The sequence below is a fragment of the Telmatospirillum sp. J64-1 genome (assembly GCF_006980715.1).
Lineage (GTDB): Bacteria > Pseudomonadota > Alphaproteobacteria > Rhodospirillales > Magnetospirillaceae > Oleiliquidispirillum > Oleiliquidispirillum nitrogeniifigens.
In genome coordinates this window covers 44,743-66,617 of sequence record NZ_SBHN01000018.1, presented here as the reverse complement: position 1 = coordinate 66,617, position 21,875 = coordinate 44,743, and the positions used below count along the sequence as shown (strand labels likewise).

The window sequence follows — 21,875 nt, the reverse complement described above, 5'->3', positions numbered from 1 at the left end:
AGGGAGCTTTACATGGCGTCGCCCGGGGGCGGAACGCACGGCGTTCCGCCGCTTCATTTCGTGATTGTCGCCATACCGCTGCTCTTGGCAGCGGTTTTTGCGACCCAGCTGCCGACGATCATGGCCGGTCAAACCGTGCTGTGGGGCGTGGACTGGATTCCGTCGCTTGGCATCCGCCTGGCTTTGTATCTGGACGGGCTTAGTCTGCTCTTTGCCCTGATGATCACCGGTACGGGCACGCTGGTGCTGCTCTATTCCGGGTCGTACATGGCCGGGGACCCCAATTTCTGGCGGTTCCACATGTTCCTCGTCGCCTTCATGCTGTCGATGCTGGGCGTCGTGCTGGCCGACGACCTGATCACGCTGTTCGTGTTCTGGGAACTGACCTCGATCACCTCTTACCTGCTGATCGGCTTCAACCACGAATCGACGGTGTCGCGGCGCAATGCCTTGCAGGCGCTGCTGGTCACGGGTTCGGGCGGCCTGGCGCTGTTGGGCGGCCTGGTGCTGATGGGCGTGGTGGTCGGCGACTGGCAGTTGTCCGTGGTGCTGACCCAGGGCGAGTTCCTGCGCGAACATCCCTTCTATCTCGGCATCCTGATCCTGATCCTGCTCGGTGCCTTCACCAAGTCGGCGCAGTTCCCCTTCCATTTCTGGCTTCCGAATGCCATGGCCGCGCCGACCCCGGTTTCGGCCTATCTGCATTCGGCGACCATGGTGAAGGCCGGCGTCTACCTGCTGGCCCGCATGCATCCGGCCCTGGCCGGAACGCCGGAATGGTCGTGGACGCTGACCATCGCCGGGGCGATCACGGCGGTCTGGGCCTCGATGATGGCGGTGCGTCAGACCGACCTGAAGCAGGCCCTGGCCCATACCACGCTGATGGCGTTGGGCACGCTGGTCATGTTCCTGGGTTCGAACACCGAGGCGGCGATCACGGCGGCGATGACCTTCCTGCTGGTCCATGCCCTGTATAAATGCGCCCTGTTCCTGGTGGTCGGCATCATCGACCACGAGACCGGCACCCGCGAGGTGGACCGCCTGGGCGGCCTGAACAAGGCCATGCCCTGGACGGCGGCGGCGGCCCTGGCGGCCGGTTTCGCCATGGCCGGTTTCCCGCCCTTCCTCGGCTTCATCGGCAAGGAACTGGCCTATGAGGCCGCCGTGGCGGTGGCGGTGATGCCATGGTTCGTGACGGCGGCGGCCGTGGCGGCCAATGCGCTGATGGTGGTCGTGGCCGGTTTGGTAGCGATCAAGCCCTTCTTCGGCCCGCTGTCGCGGAACCTGCCTCAGCCCAAGCCGCATGAAGCGCCCTGGCGCATGATCGCCGGTCCGGCCTTGCTGGCGACGATGGGGCTGCTGTTCGGCCTGGCGCCGGCCGGAATCGGTTCCGGCCTGCTGGAGCCGGCGGTCGCCGGTGTGCTGGCGCGCCCGGTGCCGGTCAGCCTGTCGCTGTGGCACGGCATCAACGTGCCGCTGATCCTGTCGCTGATCACCTTCGGCCTGGGCATCGTGCTGTTCCTCGGCGTGGTGCGCCTGCGCAACGGGCTGAATGCCCTGGTCGCCGTGCTGCCCAATGGCGACAACAGCTACGACAAGACCCTGGTGGGGCTGAAATCCCTGGCGTGGTGGCAGACCCGGGTGCTGCAGAACGGCTCGCTGCCGGTCTATCTGCTGACGACCTTCGGCGTGCTGGGCGTCGCGGTGGGCGGCACCATGCTCTTCAAGGGCGGCTTCACCATCCCGCAGAACGTGCTGACTCCGGCCTTGCATGAATGGGGGCTGGTGGTACTGATCATGATCGCGGTGCTGGTCACCGTGACCGCGAAGTCGCGGCTGGCCGCCATCTGCTCGCTGGGCGTGATCGGCGTCGGCGTGGCGCTGCTGTTCCTGATCTTCGGGGCCGCCGACGTGGCCATGACCCAGCTGATGGTGGAAACCCTGCTGGTGATCATCGTCACCGTCATCTTCCTGAAGCTGCCCAGGGTCGAGAACGTGCCGCCCCTGACCCGTCGCCGGGGCATCGTCAACGCCGTCATCTCCATCGGTTCCGGGGTTGTGATCTCCGCCCTGGTGCTGGCGGTGGTGGCCGGTGACATGAACCGTTATCTGTCCGACTTCTTCGAGCGCACGGCTTATCCCGGCGGTCACGGGCAGAACATCGTCAACGTCATCCTGGTGGACTTCCGCGCCGTGGATACCTTGGGAGAAATCGTCGTGGTGGCCATGGCTGGCCTTGCCGCCTTCGCCCTGATCCGCAGCCGTCGCAAGAATGTGGGAGGGGAATGATGACCGATTCCGTGATCCTGCGTACGGCGACCCGGCTGCTGGTCGGGCTGATGCTGGTGTTTTCCGTATTCATGCTTCTGCGCGGCCATAACGAGCCGGGCGGCGGCTTCATCGGCGGGCTGATCGCCTCGACCGGCATGGCGCTCTATTCCATGGCCTTTTCGTCCGCGGAAGTGCGCCGGGCGCTGAAGATCGATCCGCGCCGTATCGCCATGATCGGTCTTGCCGCCGCCTTGACGGCGGGCGTCCTGCCCGCCTTCCAGGGGCTGCCCTTCCTGACCGGGCTGTGGTGGTATCCGCTGGGGACGCCGATCCTCTTCGACATCGGTGTCTATCTGGTGGTGGTCGGCGGCGTGCTGACGATCCTGCTGGGCGCAGAGGAGGGCCGCTGACATGGAAATCCTTCTCGCCCTGCTGGTCGGCGTTCTGACCGCCGGCAGCGTCTGGCTCATGCTCAGCCGCAGCCTGATGCGATTCATGCTGGGGCTGGTGATGATCGGCAACGCTGCCAACCTGACCATCTTTTCCTCCGGCCGCCTGACCCGTGGCCATCTGCCCTTCATTCCCGACGGCGCCCAGGCGCCGCTGGGACTGGTCGCCAATCCGCTACCGCAGGCCCTGATCCTGACCGCCATCGTCATCAGCTTCGGCCTGGTGGCGTTCGCCCTGGTCCTGGCCTACCGCGCCTGGCAGGAAGTGGCCACGCTGGATACCGAAGCCATGCCCGAAGGTGGGCCTGGCAGTGGTGAGGAGGGCATGAAGTGAGTTGGCTTCTTATCCTGCCCATGCTGCTGCCTCTGTCCGCCGCCGTGCTGGCCGGGCTGACGCGCAGCTCTCCCCGCGTCCAGGGCGCCATCGGCGTCGCGGCCTCGGTGGGCCTGCTGGTGGTCGCCATCGCGCTGATGATGGCCGTCTGGCAGGAAGGCATCCTGGTTTCCCAGATGAGCAACTGGCCCGCGCCCTTCGGCATCACCCTGGTGGCCGATACCCTGAGCGCGGTCATGGTGCTGATCACCGCCATCGTCGGCCTTGCCACCGTGGTCTATTCGCTGGTGGACATCGACCGCCGCCGCGTGGGGCTGGGCTATCACATCATGCTGCAGGTGCTGCTGGCCGGCGTCTGCGGGTCCTTCCTGACCGGTGACCTGTTCAACCTCTATGTCTGGTTCGAGGTGATGCTGATCGCGTCCTTCGGCCTGCTGGTGCTGGGCGGCGACCGCGAGCAGCTGAAGGGCGGCGTCAAATACGTGGCGCTGAACCTGGTCTCGACCATTTCCTTCCTTTCGGCGGTCGGCCTGCTCTACGGCATGACCGGCACGCTGAACATGGCCGACCTGCACGGCCGCATCCAGGAGGTGGGTAATCCCGGACTGGTCGCTGCCATCGCGGTGATGTTCATGGTCGGCTTCGGCATCAAGTCGGCGGTCTTCCCGCTGTTCTTCTGGCTGCCGGCCAGCTATCACACGCCGCCGGTGGCGATTTCGGCGGTCTTCGCCGGGCTGCTGACCAAGGTCGGCGTCTATGCCCTGATTCGCCTGTTCACCCTGGTCTTCTCCACCGATGTGGGCTTCACCCATGAAATCCTGCTGTGGGTGGCCGCGCTGACCATGATCACGGGCGTTCTGGGCGCCGCCGCGCAGAACGAGATCCGCCGCATCCTGTCCTTCCACATCATCAGCCAGATCGGCTACATGGTGCTGGGCTTGGCGCTGATGAGCACCACGGCGCTGGCCGGGGCGGTCTTCTATCTGGTTCACCACATCATCGTGAAGGCCAACCTGTTCTTCGTCGGTGGCGTGGCCAAGCGCCTGACCGGATCGGCCGACCTGTCGCAGATCGGCGGTCTGTACAAGCGGGCGCCGCTGCTGGGCGTGCTGTTCCTGATCCCCGCCTTCTCGCTGGCCGGTTTCCCGCCGCTGTCGGGTTTCTGGGCCAAGCTGTTCATCCTCGAGGGCTCGTTGCGCCTGGAAGAATGGGTGGCGGCCGGCGTGGTGCTGGTGGTCGGCCTGCTGACCATCTTCTCGATGACCAAGATCTGGGGCGAAGCCTTCTGGAAGCCCGCTCCCGAGGGCATGGTGGAACGGCGCCTGACGCGGCGTGAAGGCTGGCTGCTGCTGGGTCCGGTGGTGGTCCTGGCCGTCATGACGGTGATCATCGGCCTGTGGGTCGAGCCGTTCTGGATCGTGGCCGAGCGTGCGGCCGCGCAGCTTCTCGATCCCTCGGCCTATGTCGAGGCCGTGCTGGGAGTGCGCCCATGACCCTGTTCATGCTCAACCTGATGCTTGCCTTGGGCTGGGCCGTCGTTACCGGCGGCTACAGCCTGGGCAACCTGATCTTCGGCTTCGTCATCGGCTATTTCGCCCTGTGGGTGAGCCGTCCGCTTTACGGTTCCAGCGCCTATTTCGGGCGTCTGGTGGCGGGGATACGGCTGGCGACCTTCTTCCTCTATGATCTGGTCATGTCCAGCATCCAGGTGGTGTGGGACGTGGTGACGCCCTCGCACAAGAGCCGCCCGGGCATTATCGCGGTGAAGCTGGATGCCAAGACCGATCTGGAAATCATGCTGACCGCCAACCTGATCTCGCTGACGCCGGGCACGCTCAGCCTGGAATTGTCCGACGACAAGTCCATTCTCTATGTCCATGCCATGTTCATCGACGATCCCGACGACATCCGCCGTCAGGTCAAGGAAGGCATGGAACGCCGGGTGCTGGAGGTGCTGCGATGAGCTTGGTTGAAGCCTTTGGCGGCGGCCTCATCGGCTGGGCCTCGATGTTCTCGCTGCTGTTGCTCCTGATCGGCCTGGCTTTCGGCCTGATCCGCCTGACGATCGGCCCGACCCTGGCCGACCGCGTGGTGGCGCTGGACTTCATCACCGTGCTGGCGGTCAGCTTCATCGCCGTCCTGGCGGTGGCGACCGGCGAACCGGCAATCCTGGACGTGGCCATCGCCCTGGCCCTGGTCGGCTTCCTGGGAACGGTGGCCTTCGCCCGCTACGCCGAGCGGCGTTCCCTCCAGGCCAAGGCCCCGCTGCACAGCAAGGACGTGCAGGACAAGCTGCAGGAGAACAAGGATGATCGTTGACATCATCACCGCCATCCTGATGGTGATCGGCAGTGCCCTGGTCTGCATCGCCGGGCTGGGCCTGCTGCGCATGCCCGACCTGATCATCCGCATGCATGCCTCGACCAAGGCCGGCACGCTGGGGGCGGGTCTGGTGCTGGCCGCCGTGGGGATTCATTTCGTCGACGTGGCGGTCGCCTCGCGCGCCGTCGCGGCCATTCTGTTCCTGTTGCTGACGGCGCCGGTGGCGGCCCATATGATCGGGCGTGCGGCCTACCGTACCGACCTGAAGCTGTGGGAACGCAACATCATGGACGAATTGCGTGAAAGCGAGACCCTGCGCCGCCGGGAAGCCGAGGTGCAGGCGCAGAACGCGCGCGACGCCGGCTCGACTTCCTCTTCCTCCGCGCCGTAATCTAGGCGGGAAGAAGCGAACGCCTGAAGCTCAGAAGGAGACGCAGGAATGGACGACAAGACCCGCACCGAGATCGAGGCCGCCGCCTTCCGCGGCCTGGTCGCGCATCTGCAGAAGCGCAGCGACGTGCAGAATATCGACATCATGAACCTGGCCGGTTTCTGCCGGAACTGTCTGTCCAAGTGGTATCTGGCCGCCGCCAAGGAACGCGGTGTCGAGATCGAATACGAGGACGCCTTGCAGGCCGTCTACGGCATGCCCTATGCCGAGTGGAAGGCCAAGTACCAGAAGAAGGCGACCGAGGACCAGCTCAAGACCTTCGAGGAAACCAAGCCGCTGCATGCCGATATCAGCGGCCACAATTCCTGACCGGGAAGGGCGGGGGAAGTAGTAAACGCCCCCCGCGCCAAGGTCGTCAGCGCGTCACTACCCAGAGGCGGGAGTTTCGGCTCCCGCCTTTTCCTTGAGGCTGCGCAGGATGAAGACCCGGATGGCACTGGATAGATTGCCCGCGCGGGCCTGGTCGATCTCGGTGATCAATTGGTTCAGAGACAGGCCGCGCCGGTCGGCGATCGCCTTCAACTCGTCCCAGAACTCGGCTTCCAGCGAAACGCTGGTGGCATGTCCGGCGATGATCACCGATCGTTTCTTCACTTCAGTGCTCATGGGGCGATCCTAGCAGACTGGCTGTCCCGGCTTCGGGCGATGCGGGCGCCATAGATATCCGGGCTTTCCTCTCTCCCGTCCAGCGAGAAGGAAGATGGCGGCATGCTCCGGTCTGGGCACGGCCCGAAAACCACATGAAAAGTAATGCCATTAACTGCAAGTGAAAATCAATAGTGGTAATTTACGCGGCAGGGCATGCGGCGGCTTGACAGAATATGCGAATGATTCGCAATATCTCCGACCAAGGTGCAAATAAGGAGCAGGGAGATGCAGGCAAGCAGCAGCGGCTTGGAAGCCTTCAATCGCATGCGCGCGGCGGGTATGCGCCCCGGCCGCCGTCACGCCATCCTGGCGGAATTGCTGTTCGACGAAGAGGGCATGACGGTGCCACCCGACGACCTGCTCGAGCGCGTCCGCGAGGCGGGACTGTGCCTGGGCGCGGAGGAACTGGCCGAAACCCTGGGAGAATTCTTCGAGGCCGGATTGGTTCCGGCCAGCCATGTCGTCGCCGCCAGCGCCTGCGGCCCCAACCGCCGCGAAGTCGATCCCGTCCGCGCCAGCCGCCTGTTCAAGACCCTGGCCAACCGGCACCGTCTGGGCATCATCTGCGCCCTGCGCGGGCGCGAAAGGATCGTCGGTGATCTGGCGAAGGAACTGAACCTCGCGCAATCGGCACTGTCCCAGCAGCTGGCAAGGCTGCGCCGCGAGGGCCTCGTCACCGCCCGCCGGTCGCGTTCCCACGTCTATTACCGCATCGCTCCCTCGGCGGTGCCGGCGATCGAGGCGCTGCTGGCCGCCGTGAGGTGACGGAGAAAAGAAGCGCTTGAGCGCTGGCCCATGCTTCGAGACGCCGCTAAAGCGGCTCCTCAGCATGAGGATGTTGTTATTGAAGAATAGCCTCACCCTGAGGAGCCGCATGCGCGGCGTCTCGAAGGGTGAGGCGGGCCACCGGCTTCGCAGCCTCATGGTGCCGATGAAGTTCCCTTATTTCGGCCCGATCATGCTCTCGGGCCTGACCCAGCTATCGAATTCCTGGCCGCTGACATAGCCGAGTGCCAGGGCGGCCTCGCGCAGGGACAGGCCTTCCTTGTGGGCCTTCTTGGCGATCTCGGCGGCGCGGTCGTAGCCGATCTGGGGGGCGAGGGCGGTGACCAGCATCAGCGAGCGCTCCAGCAGGTCGCCGATGCGCTGCTCGTCGGCTTCCAGCCCGCTGACCGCATGGTCGGTGAAGCTGCGGCAGGCATCGGCCAGCAGGCGGATGGATTGCAGCAGGTTATAGGCGATCAGCGGCTTGTAGGTATTCAATTCCATATGGCCGCTGGCGCCGCCGATGGTGATGGCGACATGGTTGCCCATCACCTGGGCGCAGACCATGGTCATGGCTTCGGCCTGGGTGGGGTTGACCTTGCCCGGCATGATCGAGGAGCCGGGTTCGTTCTCGGGCAGGCGCAATTCGCCCAGGCCGCAGCGCGGGCCCGATCCCAGCAGGCGGATGTCGTTGGCGATCTTGGTGAGGGAGGCCGCAAGGGTGTTGAGCACCCCCGAGGCCTCGACCAGCGCGTCATGGGCGGCCAGGGCCTCGAACTTGTTGGGCGCGGGGGTGAAGGCGAGGCCGGTCAGGCGGGACAGTTCCTCGCAGAAGGCTTTGTCGAAACCCGGCTTGGCGTTCAGGCCGGTGCCGACCGCCGTGCCGCCCTGGGCGAGGCGCAAAAGGCGCGGCATCATGCCCTCGGTGCGTTCCAGCGCCCCGTCGAGCTGGGCCACATAGCCCGAGAATTCCTGGCCCAGGGTCAGCGGCGTGGCGTCCTGGAGATGGGTGCGCCCGATCTTGACGATATGGCCGAAGGCCCGCGCCTTCTCGGCCAGGGCATCACGCAGGGCTCTCACCGCCGGTTTCAGCGCATGCTCCACCTGCTCGGCGGCGGCGATATGCATGACCGTCGGGAAGGTGTCGTTGGAGGACTGGCCGCGATTGACATGGTCGTTGGGATGGACCGGGCTCTTCATGCCGCGCCGCGCGCCGAGCATCTCGTTGGCGCGGGCGGCGATGACCTCGTTGGCATTCATGTTGGTCTGGGTGCCCGATCCGGTCTGCCAGACTACCAGCGGGAAATGATCGATCAGGCTGAGGTCGATCACCTCCTCGGCGGCCTTGGCGATGGCGTCGGCGATCTTGGCTTCCAGCGCCCCCAGGGATTTGTTGGCCAGGGCCGCGGCCTTCTTCTGCAGGCCCAGGGCGCGGATCAGGGGCGGCGGCATCCTTTCGCCGCCGATGCGGAAATTCTCCAGCGAACGCTGGGTCTGGGCGCCCCACAGCTTGTCGTCGGGGACCTTCACTTCACCAAGGGAATCGCTTTCCACACGGAAGGAGTCACTCATTCGGGCCTCCTTTTTTCCTCCATTTGGTCATGACGCTCGTCCCCGCGCAGGCGCAGGGCCCACATCAGCCCGACGAAGGCCCCCTTGACCAGCGGCAGCACGGCCAGGGTCATCAGCAGGGTCGCCAGCAGCATGGCGATGACGAAGGCCAGAAGCGGCGGGCTGTATCCCTGCTCGATCCACAAGGCCACCGGAACGATGACATGGGCGACAATGAAGATAGTAGCCCAGGCGGGGCCGTCATCGGCACGGAAATGGCCGAGTTGCTCGCCGCAATGGTCGCAAACGGGCGCTACCTTCAGATAGCCCTTGAAGGCAGCGCCGCGGCCGCAATTGGGGCACAAGCGGCGAAAGCCTCGCCACATGGCGGTCGTGATGGATCTTTCGGACATATTCTCCCTCCACCTCCTCAGATGGGGTGCCTCGAAGGGATTGTCACCAGGGATGGTGGTGGAAAGAAAAAAGCCGGCCCCGTTTCCGGGACCGGCCTTACCTTGCCGAGACAAGCCGTGGGTTCCCGCTTTCACGGGAATGACGGCGATATCTCCGCCGCCTGGTTCAGAGGCTGGTGAAGAAGTCGTTGCCCTTGTCGTCGACGACGATGAAGGCGGGGAAGTCCTCGACTTCGATGCGCCAGATGGCTTCCATGCCGAGTTCGGGATATTCCAGGACCTCGACCTTCTTGATGCTGTTCTGCGCCAGCTTGGCGGCGGCGCCGCCGATCGATCCGAGGTAGAAGCCGCCATGGGTCTTGCAGGAATCGGTCACGGCCTTGGAACGATTGCCCTTGGCGAGCATGACCATGGAGCCGCCGGCGGCCTGGAACAGCTCGACATAGGAATCCATGCGGCCTGCGGTGGTCGGGCCGAAGGAGCCGGAGGCGAGGCCTTCCGGGGTCTTGGCCGGACCGGCGTAATAGACCGGGTGGTTCTTGAAGTAATCCGGCAGGCCCTCGCCCCGGTCCAGGCGTTCCTTCAGCTTGGCATGGGCGATGTCGCGGGCGACGATCACCGGGCCGGTCAGGCTGACGCGGGTCTTGATCGGGTATTGCGACAGGGTGCGGCGGATTTCGTCCATCGGGCGGTTCAGGTCGATCTTGACCACTTCGCCGCCCAATTTGCTTTCGTCGATCTCGGGCAGGTACTTGGCCGGATCGGTCTCCAGCGCTTCCAGGAACACGCCGTCCTTGGTGATCTTGCCCTTGATCTGGCGGTCGGCGGAGCAGGACACGCCGAGGCCGACGGGGCAGGAGGCGCCATGGCGGGGCAGGCGGATGACGCGCACGTCATGGCAGAAATACTTGCCGCCGAACTGGGCGCCGATGCCCATCTTGCGGGTCAGGTCCAGCACCATCTGCTCGGCTTCGAGGTCGCGGAAGGCGCGACCGTATTTGTCGCCCGAGGTCGGCAGGCCGTCGAGATAGCGGGCCGAGGCCAGCTTGACGGTCTTCAGCGTCTGCTCGACCGACAGGCCGCCGATGACGATGGCCAGGTGATAGGGCGGACAGGCCGAGGTGCCCAGCGTGCGGATCTGCGCGTCCAGGAACTTGACCAGCGAAGCAGGGTTCAGCAGCGCCTTGGTCTGCTGATAGAGGAAGGTCTTGTTGGCCGAGCCGCCGCCCTTGGCCATGAACAGGAACTTGTAGGCATCGCCTTCGGTGGCGAAGAGGTCGATCTGGGCCGGCAGGTTGTTGCCGGTATTGACCTCTTCATACATGGTCAGCGGCGCGACCTGCGAATAGCGCAGATTGAGTTCGGTATAGGCCTGGGAGACGCCCGCCGAGATATAGGCCTCGTCGCCGCCGCCGGTCCAGACGCGCTGGCCCTTCTTGCCCATGACGATGGCGGTGCCGGTGTCCTGGCACATGGGCAGGACGCCGCCGGCGGCGATATTGGCGTTCTTGAGCAGGTCGAGCGCGACGAACTTGTCGTTGTCCGAAGCTTCCGGATCGTCGAGGATCGCGCGCAGCTGGGCCAGATGGCCCGGGCGTAGCAGATGCGACGTGTCGCGGAAGGCCGCCTTGGTCAGCAGCGTCAGGGCCTGGGGATCGACGGTCAGAACCGTCTGGCCGGCGATGGTGTCGGTGCCGACGAAGTCAGAGGTCAGCTTGCGGTAAGGTGTCTCGTCCGCCGCCAGCGGGAACAGCTCGTGATAGGCGTCGATATGCGTCATCTGTCAGGCCCTCCTATCTGAAAGGGTGGGTGCACCACCTGCTCGATCAGGTCGGGCCTGACAAACTACTTTTTGCGGAAGGCGTCAAGGGCGATGACTTGCCCGCGTTCTTCCGGCGCATCCTCCGACGAGGATTCCGCATATTGGGACTCGTCCTCGTTCCCCTCGAACCCATCGTCCTCGTCGTCGAAATCCTCGGGCATGCCGTCGACCTGGAATTGCAGGCCGAACTTGGCCGAGGGATCGGCGAAGCCGGTCACGGCGGCGAAGGGAATGGCGAGGCGTTCGTTGACGCGATTGAAGCTCAGCGTCACCTCGAAACCCAGATCGTTGATTTCCAGCCCCCAGAACTGGTGCTGGAGCACGATGGTCATTTCTTCGGGATGGCGCGCACGCAGATGTCCGGGAATACGGACGCCGGGGTAATCGGTGCGGAAAGTAATGTAGAAGTGGTGCTGACCGGGCAGGCCCGTGGTGGCCGCCACTTCCAAAGCCTCGCGGACGACGCCGCGCAGGGCATCTTCCACCATCCTGTCGTATCTCAGCGTATCGTCTTCGCTCATAAGCGTTCCGTTCGGTTTGCCGCAGGGCGAACCTTACGTCACTCCACTGGCTGAGTAAAGGAAAGCTACACCCCTATCCACATGCGGGTTGCCATACCCGCAGAGGGTGGAAAAGGCGACAGAGAATGAAGTGAGGGGGCTTCTGTTGCCCGGCGCCCCCTCGGACCGCGCTTACCGGCAATTAAGCGGCAGCGGCAAGTTCAACGTTGTCGTTGGCACTTGTTAGGTTCGGTCCGATGACGGTGGTACCATGCCGAGCGCAAGCCATACCTTTACCACGCACGTCGATCCTGTTTCGCCCCCAAGAGCCGTTCGCCTGTATATCAGGCCGGAAACGGTGGATTTGGTGGAGGCGCCGGGTACCGCCCCCGGGTCCGTAACGCTTATTCCGTATGACGTTTAGCGCCATAGTCGGGTGCGACCCGACGAAACCAATATAGCGAGCCGCCCGGCGCTTCGCCAGAGGGGAGCACAAAAAAATAATATCCCTTTTGGGCCATGAGGCACGACTGCTGGGGTATTGAAGGCGGCTTCCGATGACATTGGCGGTTCTATCGTATAGAAAATAATTCTCCGTATAAAAACGATCCGAGAAGCGGCGCAGGCGTTTGACGCGAAGCGGAAAGCCCTGGAAGCAGGAAAGCAGGCATGGGTGAAACCGATGGCATGAGCAACAAGCCCGACGGTGGTTCTTCGGATCTCGCAGGTCTGGTGGCGGAACTCGGAAACCAGACGGCAGACATGCAGGGCAAGGCCGATGGGGTGCGGAATGTGCGCCGGACGGTCCAGCACACGCAGCGGCGCTACAAGACCCTGTTCGAATTGCTGCCCCCGCCCTGCGTCACCGTGGATGCCCAGGGCATCGTCACCGATGCCAACCGTGCCGCCGAAGAACAATTCCGCCTGCCGCGCCACGACTTGCGGGGGCGCCCGGCGGAATTATTGGCCGATGCCGAACACCGTCCCGCCCTGGCCGAATTCCTGGGCTCCCTGCGCCATCATTCCCGCCACCGCCGCGCCGAATTCGTCTTCCGCTGTGCCGGGGGCGTGTCCTTCGACGGCATCATCGAGGCGGTGCAACTGCCCGATGACGTGATCGGCGAAGGCGCCTTGCTATGCACCATCACCGACGTCACCGAACGCAACCGCGCCACCGAGGCCCTGCGTCTCGCCAACCAGCAGGCCGAACAGGCGCGCAGCAAGCTGGAAGTGGCTCTGGCCGCCAAGACCCGCTTCCTGGCGGCGGCCAGCCATGACCTGCGCCAGCCCCTGCAGGCCCTGTCGCTGTTCGTCGGCGTGCTGTCGGGCGAGCGGAGGGATAGTCACGAGGTGGTGGGGCGGATCCAGGAATCCGTGGGGGCGCTCAGCGAACTGATCAACAGCCTGCTCGATATCTCGAAACTGGAAGCCGGGCTGATCGAGGCCAAGGTCACCTCCTTCTCGGCCGGCGATCTGATGGGGCGGCTGCACGGCGAATTCTCCACCATGGCGGCGGGCAAGGGGCTGAAATTGCGTACCTATGCCCTGGACGTGCCGCTGCGCACGGATGCAGGCCTGCTGGAGCGCATCCTGCGCAACCTGTTGAGCAACGCCGTGCGCTATACCATCAAGGGGGCGATCCTGTTCGGCGCCAGGCGGCGGGGGCGGCATCTGGTGTTCGAGGTCTGGGATAGCGGCATCGGCATTCCGGAAGACCAGATGGAGCTGATCTTCGAGGACTTCCATCAGGTCGCCAACGAGGCGCGGAACCGGCAGGAAGGATTGGGCGTCGGGCTGGCGGTGGTCGAGCGCCTGAGCCGGTTGCTGGGCTGCACGGTGCGCGTCCAGTCCCAGTTGGGGCGCGGGTCGCGCTTCATCGTGGAAATCCCCATGGCCGTCGAGCTCGAACAAGTCGCGCCGCCGCCTCCCGTCATGCCGCCCGAAGGGGTGCAGGTGCTGGTGGTGGAGGACGAACCGGCCGTGCGGCAGGCGATGGCGATGCTGCTGGAAAGCTGGGGATGGCGGGTCAGCACCGCCGACAAGGCCGAGGAGGCCCTGGCCCTGGTCCGGCAGGGCGCCCGCCCCATGGTGGCGCTGGTGGACCATCAGTTGAACGACGGCGTCAGCGGGGCGGAACTGCTTTCGGAATTGCGCTATCTCCTCGGCGAGGAGCTGACCGGGGTCCTGCTGACCGGGGATACCTCGGCGGAGCGCTCCGCCGATGCCTCCTGCCGCAATCTGCGCCTGCTGCACAAGCCGGTGCAGCCGGAGCGGCTGCGGGACATCCTTTCGGGAATCCTGACCCCCCTGGATGCGTGAGAAGAGATGGTCCGGACAGGCTGTGGGCGCTTCACTGCCCGCAGCCTGTCCGGTGTCCTTTACAGCACTGTCAGCATGCTGGCGACCAGCGGATGGCGGACGATGTCCTTCTCGCCCAGCTGCACTACCGACACGTCGGGCAGGGCGCCCAGGCGCTGGGCGATCTCGGCCAGGCCCGACATGCCGGGCAGCAGGTCGCTCTGGTCGGGGTCGCCGGTCAGGACCATGGTGGAATGCCAGCCCAGGCGGGTCAGCAGCATCTTGATCTGGCCATAGGTGCAGTTCTGCGCCTCGTCGATGACGACGAAGGCATTGTTCAGGGTCCGCCCGCGCATATAGGCCACAGGGGCGATCTCGATGCTGCCGTCGGCCAGAAGCGAGCGCAGGCGCTTGCCGCCCAGCCGTTCGGTCAGGGCGTCGTAGAGGGGGCGCAGATAGGGCGCCAGCTTTTCCTGCATGTCGCCGGGCAGGAAGCCCAGGCTTTCTCCCGCCTCGACCGCCGGACGGGTCAGGACGATGCGTCCGACCCGGCCGTCTTCCAGCGCCTCGACCGCCTTGGCGATGGCCAGATAGGTCTTGCCCGTGCCGGCCGGGCCGAGGGCAACCGTCAGATGGAAGCCATCCAGCGATTCCAGTAGCAGGCGCTGATTGTCGCTACGCGGCTTGATGCGGCGCACATAGGATTGATCGCGGTTTTCGTCGAGCGGCGTCCAGCCGGTCGGAAGGGCGTGGATCGGCGGAAAGTCACGGACCGTCGTTTCGGGAACCACGGGGCGAGCGCGCTTAGCCATGGCAGTCTCCATCGTCTGGGACGGGAAAGAAGACATGAAAAAGGCCTCCGCAAAGGGAGGCCCGATCATGCACTGATGAATGGAGGGATGCGTCTGCTGCTCCGCCGGAAGGACGGGTCGGTGCGACAAGTGCGGGTTTTCGTTCCTGCATACGAGTCCCCCTGGCAGACGGGAATAGACGCAAAGTAAGCCGTCCACTCGCGATTAATGTGGGACCAAACGGAAGCCGCGTGCAAGGGGGTTCTAAAGGGGGAAAGCAAGGGGTGCCGCCGCCGAGGAGGCCTTTTTCCCAGCAATGCCGCCGGTTTCGCGTCTCTATGACACAAAAGAGAAAGCCGGAATGGCGGCCTCTCCCCCACCGAAAGAGAGGCCGCCGGGACCTTCGGCAAGGGTCAGGGGGCCGAGATGTCGAGCATCTCGATGTTCCGCTGGGCCAGTTGGGCGAGTTCCCCGTCGGGCGCCATGGCGAGGACGCGCTGCCAGGCCTCGCGCGCCGCCGGGGCGTCGCCGCTCAGATATTTCGCCAGGCCGTATTCCAGCCAGGCCTCGGCATGGGAGAAATCGCTCTTCAGCGCGGCTTCGGCATCGGCCAGGGCGGCGGCCAGATTGCCGGTCTGGCGATGGGCGCTGGCGCGCAGGCTCAGCGCATCGGCGCGGCCGGGATCGATGGCCAGGGCGGCATCGAGATCGACCAGGGCCTCGGCATGGCGTCCGGCTTCGGCCAGGGTGACGGCGCGGTCGATCCGCAGCTCCACGTCATCGGGGACCAGCGCCAGGGCGGCGGTCTGCACCGCATCGGCGCGACTGACCTGCCCGGCCATCAGCCAGGCCTGTCCCGCCTGGGCCAGCATCCCGGCCCGGATCTCCGGCTCGGCGCGGCTTTCCTGGGCCAGGCTTTCCAGGCGCGTGGCGGCCTCTTCGTATTTTCCTTGGCCGATCAGGGCGACGGCGGCGCAATGGCGGGCGGGGTCGCCGCCGCCCAGGCTGGTCCAGGCCAGGGCCAGTTCCCATCCCTGCACGGGATTGTCGCGGGCCAAGGCCATGCAACGGGGATATTCCCGGGCGGGATCGATGGTTTCCCCGGCGGCAACGGGCGTTGAGAAAAGGGCGGCGGCGGAGATCGTCAGGAGAATTCGGCGCATTGTCTTGTCAGTCGGGAAAGGGCCGGGCTAGACTCCCCTCTCCTTGTGGCGATTTCAAGGTCGAGGATGAGCGGGCATCGGCGTCTTTTCTGTTTCGGACTGGGCTTTTCGGCCATGGCCCTGGTGCGTCGCCTGTTGCGTTCCGGCTGGAACGTCGCCGGGACCTGCCGTTCCGGAGACAAGGTACAGGCCCTGCGCGAGATGGGGATCGAGGTCCATCTCTTCGATCGCGACCATCCGCTCGATCCGGTCGTCCTGGCCGGAACCACCCATATTCTGGTCTCGGTGCCGCCGGATGCGCAGGGCGATCCGGTCCTCGCCCTGCATGGCCGGGAGATCGCCGCCTTGCCCGGCCTGTCCTGGTTCGGCTACCTCTCGACCACCGGCGTCTATGGCGACCATGACGGCGGCTGGGTGGACGAGACGACGCCGGTCACGCCCAGCCTGGAGCGCTCGGAACGCCGCGCCGAGGCGGAACAAGGCTGGCTGGGACTGTGGCGGGATCACGGCCTGCCGGTCCATGTCTTCCGCCTGGCCGGTATCTACGGGCCGGGGCGCAGCGCCATCGAGTCCCTGCGCGCCGGCAAGGCCCGCCGCGTCGTCAAGCCGGGCCAGATGTTCTCGCGCATTCATGTGGATGACATCGCCCAGGTGCTGGAGGCGTCGATGGACCGGCCACGCGGCGGCGCCATCTACAATGTCTGCGACGACGATCCGGCCCCGCCTCAGGACGTCATTACCTATGCCGCCCAATTGCTGGAGATGGAACCGCCGCCCGAAGTCCCCTTCGACCAGGCCGGTCTCTCGCCCATGGCGGCCAGCTTCTATGCCGACAACAAGCGCGTGCGCAACGACCTGATCAAGACGGAATTGGGCGTCCGCTTGATCCATCCCGATTACAAATCCGGCCTGCGCGCGGTGCTGGAGGCAGAGCGGGATATGCCGAGGCGGAGTCCGGTCTAGACATCTGTCAGGCGTCCTTCGAGACGGCCCTTCGGGCCTCCTCAGGACGAGGGGACGATTGTGATATGAAATAGCCTCGTCCTGAGGAGCCGCTTCAGCGGCGTCTCGAAGGACAGGGCGGGCCAAGGCCCTTTGATCCCCGTTGATTCACTCGTCATTCCTGCGAAAGCGGGAATCCATCATGTGGCGGCGTCGCCCTGGACTCCCGCTTTCGCGGGAGTGACGGAATGAGAGAATACGGGAAAACAGCCTATGCCATCACCGCCCGCACCACCGCGCGGATCTCCTCGCGCACCGGGCCGGGGTGGGGAGTGTCGGCCAGGGTGGTGAACCAGTGTTCCGGCGCGTTGCGGCCCCGGCGATGGTCCCACCACAGGGCGCGCATCACCTCCTCGGCCTGGGGCGGCAGGCGCTCGGGCAGGGGGTGGTCGTTGAGCAGGGCCCATAGTCCCGTCCAGCAGCGGGCGGCGGACCAGGGATTGTAGCCGCCACCGCCCAGCACGATCAGGCGCGGGGCGAGGTCGCGGAAGGCGGCCACACTGCGCCACAGGGCGCGGTTGGAAAGCTCCAGCTTCGACAGCGGATCGTCGGCCAGGGCGTCGGCGCCGCATTGGATGACGATGGCCTGCGGCTGGAAGTCCTCGGCCAGCGGCAGCAGCGCCTGGGTGACGAGGAAGCACATCTCGCTGTCGTTGAAGCCCGGGGGCACCGGCAAGTTCCGCGCCATGCCGCCCGCCCGGTCGTGCAGCAGCCCGGTGCGCGGCCAGCGGTTGGCCTCGTGGACCGAGATGGTGAAGACGCGGTCCTCGTCGTGGAAGGCCTCCTGCACGCCGTCGCCGTGATGGGCGTCCAGGTCCAGGTAGAGGATGCGCTCCAGCCCCTGGTCGAGCAGCGCGTATAATCCCAGCACCGGATCGTTCAGATAGCAGAAACCGAAGGCGTGATCAGGGCGGCCGTGATGGGTTCCTCCTGCCGGATGGAAGACGCAGCCGCCGTCGGCCACCAGCCTTGCCGCCGTGATCGATCCGCCCGCCGAAGTGGCCGGGCGGCGGAAGACTTCCCCGTAAACCGGGTTGCCGTTGACACCGATATTGAAGTCCGGCAGCGCCTGCTGCTCGGCTTCGGCCCGCATCAGGGCGGCGATGTATTCGGGGCGGTGAAAGCGCGCCAGTTGCTCCGGCGTTGCCGGGCGGCTTTCCACATAGGCCGAATCGGGCAGCCAGCCCAGCGCCCGGCACAGATCGATCACCGGATAGACCCGTGGGATCGCCAGCGGATGGCCCTTGCCGTAGCTGGAACCGCGATAGATGTCGCTGCCGATGAAATATGGGTGCTGCATCAATGGCCCGCCTCGCCCTCCGAGACGCCCCTTTCGGGGCTCCTCCTCAGGACGAGGCTAATTCTCTAAAAAGAAAAAGCTTTTCCTCGTCCTGAGGAGGCTGCGACGCAGCCGTCTCGAAGGACAGTGGAACGGACCCCTTACTTCAACGTCTCCAGTCCGACCAGCGCACGGGCGAACTGGTCGGCGGAGAAGGAGCGCATGTCCTCGGCGGTTTCGCCGACGCCGATGAAATGGACCGGCAGCTTGAACTTCTCGGCCAGGGCGACGAGGACGCCGCCACGCGCCGTGCCGTCGAGCTTGGTCAGGACGAGGCCGGTGACCTGGGTCATCTCCTTGAAGATTTCCACCTGCGAATGGGCGTTCTGGCCGACCGTGGCGTCGAGGACCAGCAGGCAGGAATGGGGCGCGGTTTCGTCATGCTTCTTCAGGACGCGGACGATCTTCTGCAGCTCGGCCATCAGGTGCTGCTTGTTCTGAAGGCGCCCGGCGGTGTCGATCAGCAGCAGGTCGTCCTGGCGGGCCTGGGCTTCCTTCAGGGCGTCGAAGGCGAGGCCTGCGGCATCGGCACCGGTGTCGCGGGCGATGACCGGGCAGCCGGTGCGGTCGCCCCAGACCTTCAGCTGTTCGACGGCGGCGGCGCGGAAGGTGTCGCCGGCGGCCAGCGTGACCTTCAAGCCCTGGTCGCGGAAATGCTTCGCCATCTTCCCGATGGTGGTGGTCTTGCCCGATCCGTTGACGCCGACCACCAGCACCACATGGGGCTTGTTGGCGCGGTCGATTTCCAGCGGCACGGCGACGGGGGTCAGCACCTTCGAGACCTCGTCGGCCAAGGCGGCCTTGATCTCCTCGGGCGCCACTTCCTCGTTGAAGCGCGACTTCGCCAGGCGCTGGGTGACGCGGTTGGCGGTCGAGACGCCGAGATCGGCGGTGATCAGCAGTTCTTCCAGTTCCTCCAGCGCCTCGTCGTCGAGCTTGCGCTTGGTGAACAGGTCGGTGAGGCCCTGGGTCAGACGGGAAGAGGAGCGCGACAGGCCCTGGCGGATGCGGGCGAACCAGCTCTGCTTCTCGGCCTGGGGGGCGCCGACAGGCTGCGGGGCCTCGGCCGCTTCGGGTTCCAGGACTTCCGAGGCCGGGGCTTCCGCCTCTGGTTCGTCGGGTTCGGGAGCTTCGGGTTCCCGTTCCTCTTCCTCTTCCTCTTCCTCTTCCTCTTCCTCTTCCTCTTCCTCTTCGGGAGCGGTTTCGGCGGCGCGGGCCTCGGCTTGGCGCTCGGCCTCCTCGGCCAGTTCCTCGGAGAGGAACTGGCCTTCCAGCGCCTCGATGATCTCTTCCGGTGCGGCTTCGGCGATGGGACCGGCTTCGGCGGCGGGGATGGGCTCGAAGGGTTCGGGCTCGGGAACGACCTCGGGCTCCGGCACCACGGCGGGATCCTCGGCCGGAACATCTGCCGGAATTTCTTCCGGGGGAACCTCTTCGGGCGCCGGGCTTTCCTCGGGTGCCGGCGTTTCTTCGGGGGCTTGCGTCTCTTCGGGTGCGGAAGTCTCTTCCGGTGCTTCGTCGCGTCCGCCGAACAGGCGAGAGAGCCAACCCTTCTTCTTCTTTTCCTCGGCCATCATGCCTTCCCCTGTCCGATGAGTATGCCGCCCTCGACCGCGGCGATCTGGACGTCGACCACTTCCCCCACCGGCGCACCGCCGGGGATGCGCACGGGCAGGTAATGCTCGCACTGGCCCTGGCCGTCCTTCTCGATCAGCACCCGCGCGGTCGTGCCGATGCGCGATGCCAGCAGCCCGTTCATTGCCGCCTCGCCCTTGGCGCGCAGCCTTGCCGCCCGCTCCTTGGCCACGTCGCCGGGCACCTGGGGCATGCGGGCCGCCGGGGTGCCGGGGCGGGGCGAATAGGGGAAGACGTGCAGATGGGTCAGGCCGGTCTCGTCCACGATGTCGAGCGAGCGCGCGAACATCTCCTCGGTTTCCGTGGGGAAGCCGGCGATGATGTCGGCCCCCAGGGCGGCATCGGGACGGCGGGCGCGGATTTCGGCGGCGATCCTCAGCACGTCGGCGCGCAGATGGCGGCGCTTCATGCGTTTCAGCACCATGTCGTCCCCGGCCTGGATGGACAGGTGGAAATGGGGCATCAGGCGCGGTTCCTCGGCGATCAGGCGCAGCAGGTCGTCATCGACCTCGACCGGATCGAGCGAGGACAGGCGCAGGCGCGGCAGTTCGGGCACCTGGGCCAGCAGGCGGCGGGTCATCTGGCCCAAACTGGGCTTGCCCGGCAGGTCGGTGCCGTAGCCGGTGATGTCGACGCCGGTCAGCACCACTTCGCGATAGCCGTTGGCGACCAGTTCTCGCACCTGATCGACGATGCGCCCGATGGGGGCGGAACGGTTGTTGCCGCGTCCGAAGGGAATGATGCAGAAGGTGCAGCGGTGGTCGCAGCCCTGCTGGACCTCGACGAAGGCGCGCACGCGGCCCTCGAAGCCGCCGACCAGATGTTCGGCCGTCTCGCGCACCTGCATGATGTCGGTGACCAGAACGCGATGCTCTTCGACGGGCAGCAGCCAGCTTTCCGCCTTCATCTTCTCGGCATTGCCCAGCACCTGGTCCACTTCCGCCATGGCGGCGAATTTTTCGGGATGAACCTGGGCGGCGCAGCCGGTGACGATGATCCGCGCGCCGGGGCGCTCGCGCCGCAGCTTGCGGATGGTCTGGCGGGCCTGGCGCTCGGCTTCGGAGGTGACGGCGCAGGTATTGACGATGATGGCATCCTGCAGCCCCGCCTTGCGGGCATGGTCGCGCATCACCTCGGATTCATAGGTGTTGAGGCGGCACCCGAAGGTGACGATCTCGGTCTCGCGGCTGCTTTCGTCGTTCATTCCAAAAGGCTTGCGTCAAGCGTGCCGGAAAAGGCCAGCGCCACCGGCCCGGTCATCACCACATGGTCGTCGGCCTGCCATTCGATGAACAGGCTGCCGCCGTCCAGGATCACCTCGGCCTTGCGTCCCGTCAGGCCTCGGCGCGCGGCGGCGACCAGGGTGGCGCAGGCGCCGGTGCCGCAGGCCTGGGTGATGCCCGAGCCGCGCTCCCACACCCGCATGCGGATGCGATCGGGCGAAAGAACCTGCGCCACCTCAATATTCGCGCGCTCGGGGAACATCTCGTGATGTTCCAGCGGCGGGCCGAGGACGTCCAGCGTCACCGCTTCGGCGTCGGGCACGAAGAAGACGGCATGGGGATTGCCCATCGACACACCGACGGGATCGGCAAGCGGCCCCATAGTGATGCCCAGATGCAGCGTGTCCACTGGCCGGGCCAGGGGGATCTCGCGCCAGTCCAGGCGGGCCGGGCCCATATCCACGGTGACCATGCCGTTCTCGCCGCGTTCGGCATCCAGCAGCCCGGCATTGGTTTCGATGACCGTATGGCTGTCGCCGCTTTCCTCCATCAGCAGATGGGCGATGCAGCGCGTGGCATTGCCGCAGGCCGAGACGGTCGAGCCGTCCGCATTGCGGATCTGCATGAAGGCGTCGGCTAGTTTATCGCGCGCGGGCTCGATCACGATCAACTGGTCGCAGCCGATCCCGGTCTTGCGGTCGGCGATGGCCCGCACCTGAGCATCGGTCAGGTCGAGCGGATGGGCGCGGGCATCGAGAACGACAAAGTCGTTGCCCAGCCCGTGCATCTTGAGGAACGGACGTCCCGTGGCGGAAAATGCGGTCATGATGCGCCGTTATATGGGGCAGAGGGGGAGTGAGTCCATAGAAGAGGGGGGCTAAGGAGAGGCGAGCGATTG

The 21,875-nt window shown here is 65.6% G+C and carries 22 protein-coding genes and 1 other RNA gene; 11 read left to right on the top strand and 12 right to left on the bottom strand.

What is annotated here, in order from left to right:
- Positions 1-12 precede the first annotated feature (12 nt).
- The 8 genes from EPD66_RS16730 to EPD66_RS16695 are packed head-to-tail and all read left to right on the top strand — an operon-like array spanning position 13 to position 6,136.
- The gene (locus EPD66_RS16730; protein WP_142849647.1) at positions 13-2,289 is read left to right on the top strand and encodes a putative monovalent cation/H+ antiporter subunit A; all 2,277 of its coding nucleotides are present in this window, start codon (positions 13-15) and stop codon (positions 2,287-2,289) included.
- On the top strand, positions 2,286-2,681 hold the full coding sequence (locus tag EPD66_RS16725) for a Na+/H+ antiporter subunit B (protein ID WP_142849646.1): 396 nt from the start codon (positions 2,286-2,288) through the stop codon (positions 2,679-2,681). Before EPD66_RS16730 ends, EPD66_RS16725 begins: the two co-directional genes overlap by 4 nt.
- A gap of 1 nt (position 2,682) precedes the next feature.
- Positions 2,683-3,054 (top strand): Na+/H+ antiporter subunit C, encoded by a 372-nt coding sequence (locus EPD66_RS16720; protein ID WP_142849645.1) that lies wholly within the window; start codon positions 2,683-2,685, stop codon positions 3,052-3,054.
- A complete protein-coding gene (locus EPD66_RS16715) occupies positions 3,051-4,547 on the top strand; it encodes a Na+/H+ antiporter subunit D (RefSeq protein ID WP_142849644.1) in 1,497 nt (498 codons plus the stop codon). Before EPD66_RS16720 ends, EPD66_RS16715 begins: the two co-directional genes overlap by 4 nt.
- Entirely contained in the window at positions 4,544-5,017 is a 474-nt protein-coding gene (locus tag EPD66_RS16710) for a Na+/H+ antiporter subunit E (protein ID WP_142849643.1), read from the top strand. The genes EPD66_RS16715 and EPD66_RS16710 overlap by 4 nt, the downstream gene beginning before the upstream one ends.
- The gene (locus EPD66_RS16705; RefSeq protein WP_142849642.1) at positions 5,014-5,373 is read left to right on the top strand and encodes a monovalent cation/H+ antiporter complex subunit F; all 360 of its coding nucleotides are present in this window, start codon (positions 5,014-5,016) and stop codon (positions 5,371-5,373) included. The genes EPD66_RS16710 and EPD66_RS16705 overlap by 4 nt, the downstream gene beginning before the upstream one ends.
- Positions 5,363-5,767 carry a monovalent cation/H(+) antiporter subunit G gene (mnhG, locus tag EPD66_RS16700; protein WP_142849641.1) on the top strand — a complete coding sequence of 135 codons (405 nt, stop codon included), beginning with the start codon at positions 5,363-5,365 and terminating at the stop codon, positions 5,765-5,767. The genes EPD66_RS16705 and mnhG overlap by 11 nt, the downstream gene beginning before the upstream one ends.
- Before the next feature lie 48 nt (positions 5,768-5,815).
- Positions 5,816-6,136: a DUF1244 domain-containing protein gene (locus EPD66_RS16695; RefSeq protein WP_142849640.1), complete on the top strand. Its 321-nt coding sequence runs from the start codon at positions 5,816-5,818 to the stop codon at positions 6,134-6,136.
- Between the two features lie 57 nt (positions 6,137-6,193).
- Here EPD66_RS16695 and EPD66_RS16690 read toward each other — a convergent pair whose 3' ends face one another.
- Positions 6,194-6,433, bottom strand: a complete 240-nt coding sequence (locus EPD66_RS16690) for a ribbon-helix-helix domain-containing protein (protein WP_142849639.1) — start codon at positions 6,431-6,433, stop codon at positions 6,194-6,196.
- Between the two features lie 267 nt (positions 6,434-6,700).
- Between EPD66_RS16690 and EPD66_RS16685 the strand changes: the two genes are divergently transcribed.
- Positions 6,701-7,240 carry a helix-turn-helix transcriptional regulator gene (locus EPD66_RS16685; RefSeq protein WP_255448545.1) on the top strand — a complete coding sequence of 180 codons (540 nt, stop codon included), beginning with the start codon at positions 6,701-6,703 and terminating at the stop codon, positions 7,238-7,240.
- 177 nt (positions 7,241-7,417) lie between these two features.
- Here EPD66_RS16685 and fumC read toward each other — a convergent pair whose 3' ends face one another.
- The 5 genes from fumC to ssrA all read right to left on the bottom strand — a co-directional run bounded on the left by fumC (position 7,418) and on the right by ssrA (position 12,013).
- Positions 7,418-8,812 carry a class II fumarate hydratase gene (gene fumC, locus EPD66_RS16680; RefSeq protein WP_142849638.1) on the bottom strand — a complete coding sequence of 465 codons (1,395 nt, stop codon included), beginning with the start codon at positions 8,810-8,812 and terminating at the stop codon, positions 7,418-7,420.
- A complete protein-coding gene (locus EPD66_RS16675; RefSeq protein ID WP_142849637.1) occupies positions 8,809-9,204 on the bottom strand; it encodes a DUF983 domain-containing protein in 396 nt (131 codons plus the stop codon). Before EPD66_RS16675 ends, fumC begins: the two co-directional genes overlap by 4 nt.
- A 166-nt stretch (positions 9,205-9,370) precedes the next feature.
- Entirely contained in the window at positions 9,371-10,984 is a 1,614-nt protein-coding gene (locus tag EPD66_RS16670) for a fumarate hydratase (RefSeq protein ID WP_142849636.1), read from the bottom strand.
- A 65-nt stretch (positions 10,985-11,049) separates the two neighbouring features.
- Positions 11,050-11,547, bottom strand: coding sequence for an SspB family protein (locus EPD66_RS16665; protein WP_142849635.1), 498 nt, complete (start codon positions 11,545-11,547; stop codon positions 11,050-11,052).
- A gap of 129 nt (positions 11,548-11,676) precedes the next feature.
- Positions 11,677-12,013: a transfer-messenger RNA gene (gene ssrA / locus EPD66_RS16660) on the bottom strand.
- A 182-nt stretch (positions 12,014-12,195) separates the two neighbouring features.
- Between ssrA and EPD66_RS16655 the strand changes: the two genes are divergently transcribed.
- Positions 12,196-13,845: an ATP-binding protein gene (locus tag EPD66_RS16655; protein WP_142849634.1), complete on the top strand. Its 1,650-nt coding sequence runs from the start codon at positions 12,196-12,198 to the stop codon at positions 13,843-13,845.
- 59 nt (positions 13,846-13,904) lie between these two features.
- Here EPD66_RS16655 and EPD66_RS16650 read toward each other — a convergent pair whose 3' ends face one another.
- A complete protein-coding gene (locus tag EPD66_RS16650) occupies positions 13,905-14,636 on the bottom strand; it encodes a PhoH family protein (RefSeq protein WP_142849633.1) in 732 nt (243 codons plus the stop codon).
- A gap of 392 nt (positions 14,637-15,028) precedes the next feature.
- On the bottom strand, positions 15,029-15,778 hold the full coding sequence (locus tag EPD66_RS16645; RefSeq protein ID WP_142849632.1) for a tetratricopeptide repeat protein: 750 nt from the start codon (positions 15,776-15,778) through the stop codon (positions 15,029-15,031).
- 66 nt (positions 15,779-15,844) lie between these two features.
- Between EPD66_RS16645 and EPD66_RS16640 the strand changes: the two genes are divergently transcribed.
- Entirely contained in the window at positions 15,845-16,741 is an 897-nt protein-coding gene (locus EPD66_RS16640; RefSeq protein WP_142849631.1) for an SDR family oxidoreductase, read from the top strand.
- A gap of 250 nt (positions 16,742-16,991) precedes the next feature.
- Here the strand turns inward: EPD66_RS16640 and EPD66_RS16635 are convergent, their stop codons facing one another.
- The 4 genes from EPD66_RS16635 to dapF form a co-directional block, all read right to left on the bottom strand.
- Positions 16,992-18,080 carry an acetoin utilization protein AcuC gene (locus EPD66_RS16635; RefSeq protein WP_142849630.1) on the bottom strand — a complete coding sequence of 363 codons (1,089 nt, stop codon included), beginning with the start codon at positions 18,078-18,080 and terminating at the stop codon, positions 16,992-16,994.
- A gap of 140 nt (positions 18,081-18,220) precedes the next feature.
- Positions 18,221-19,696, bottom strand: coding sequence for a signal recognition particle-docking protein FtsY (gene ftsY / locus EPD66_RS16630; RefSeq protein ID WP_255448544.1), 1,476 nt, complete (start codon positions 19,694-19,696; stop codon positions 18,221-18,223).
- Positions 19,693-20,958 carry a tRNA (N(6)-L-threonylcarbamoyladenosine(37)-C(2))-methylthiotransferase MtaB gene (mtaB, locus tag EPD66_RS16625; protein WP_142849629.1) on the bottom strand — a complete coding sequence of 422 codons (1,266 nt, stop codon included), beginning with the start codon at positions 20,956-20,958 and terminating at the stop codon, positions 19,693-19,695. The genes ftsY and mtaB overlap by 4 nt, the downstream gene beginning before the upstream one ends.
- Positions 20,955-21,803 (bottom strand): diaminopimelate epimerase, encoded by an 849-nt coding sequence (gene dapF / locus EPD66_RS16620; protein WP_142849628.1) that lies wholly within the window; start codon positions 21,801-21,803, stop codon positions 20,955-20,957. The genes mtaB and dapF overlap by 4 nt, the downstream gene beginning before the upstream one ends.
- Positions 21,804-21,875: the final 72 nt, after the last annotated feature.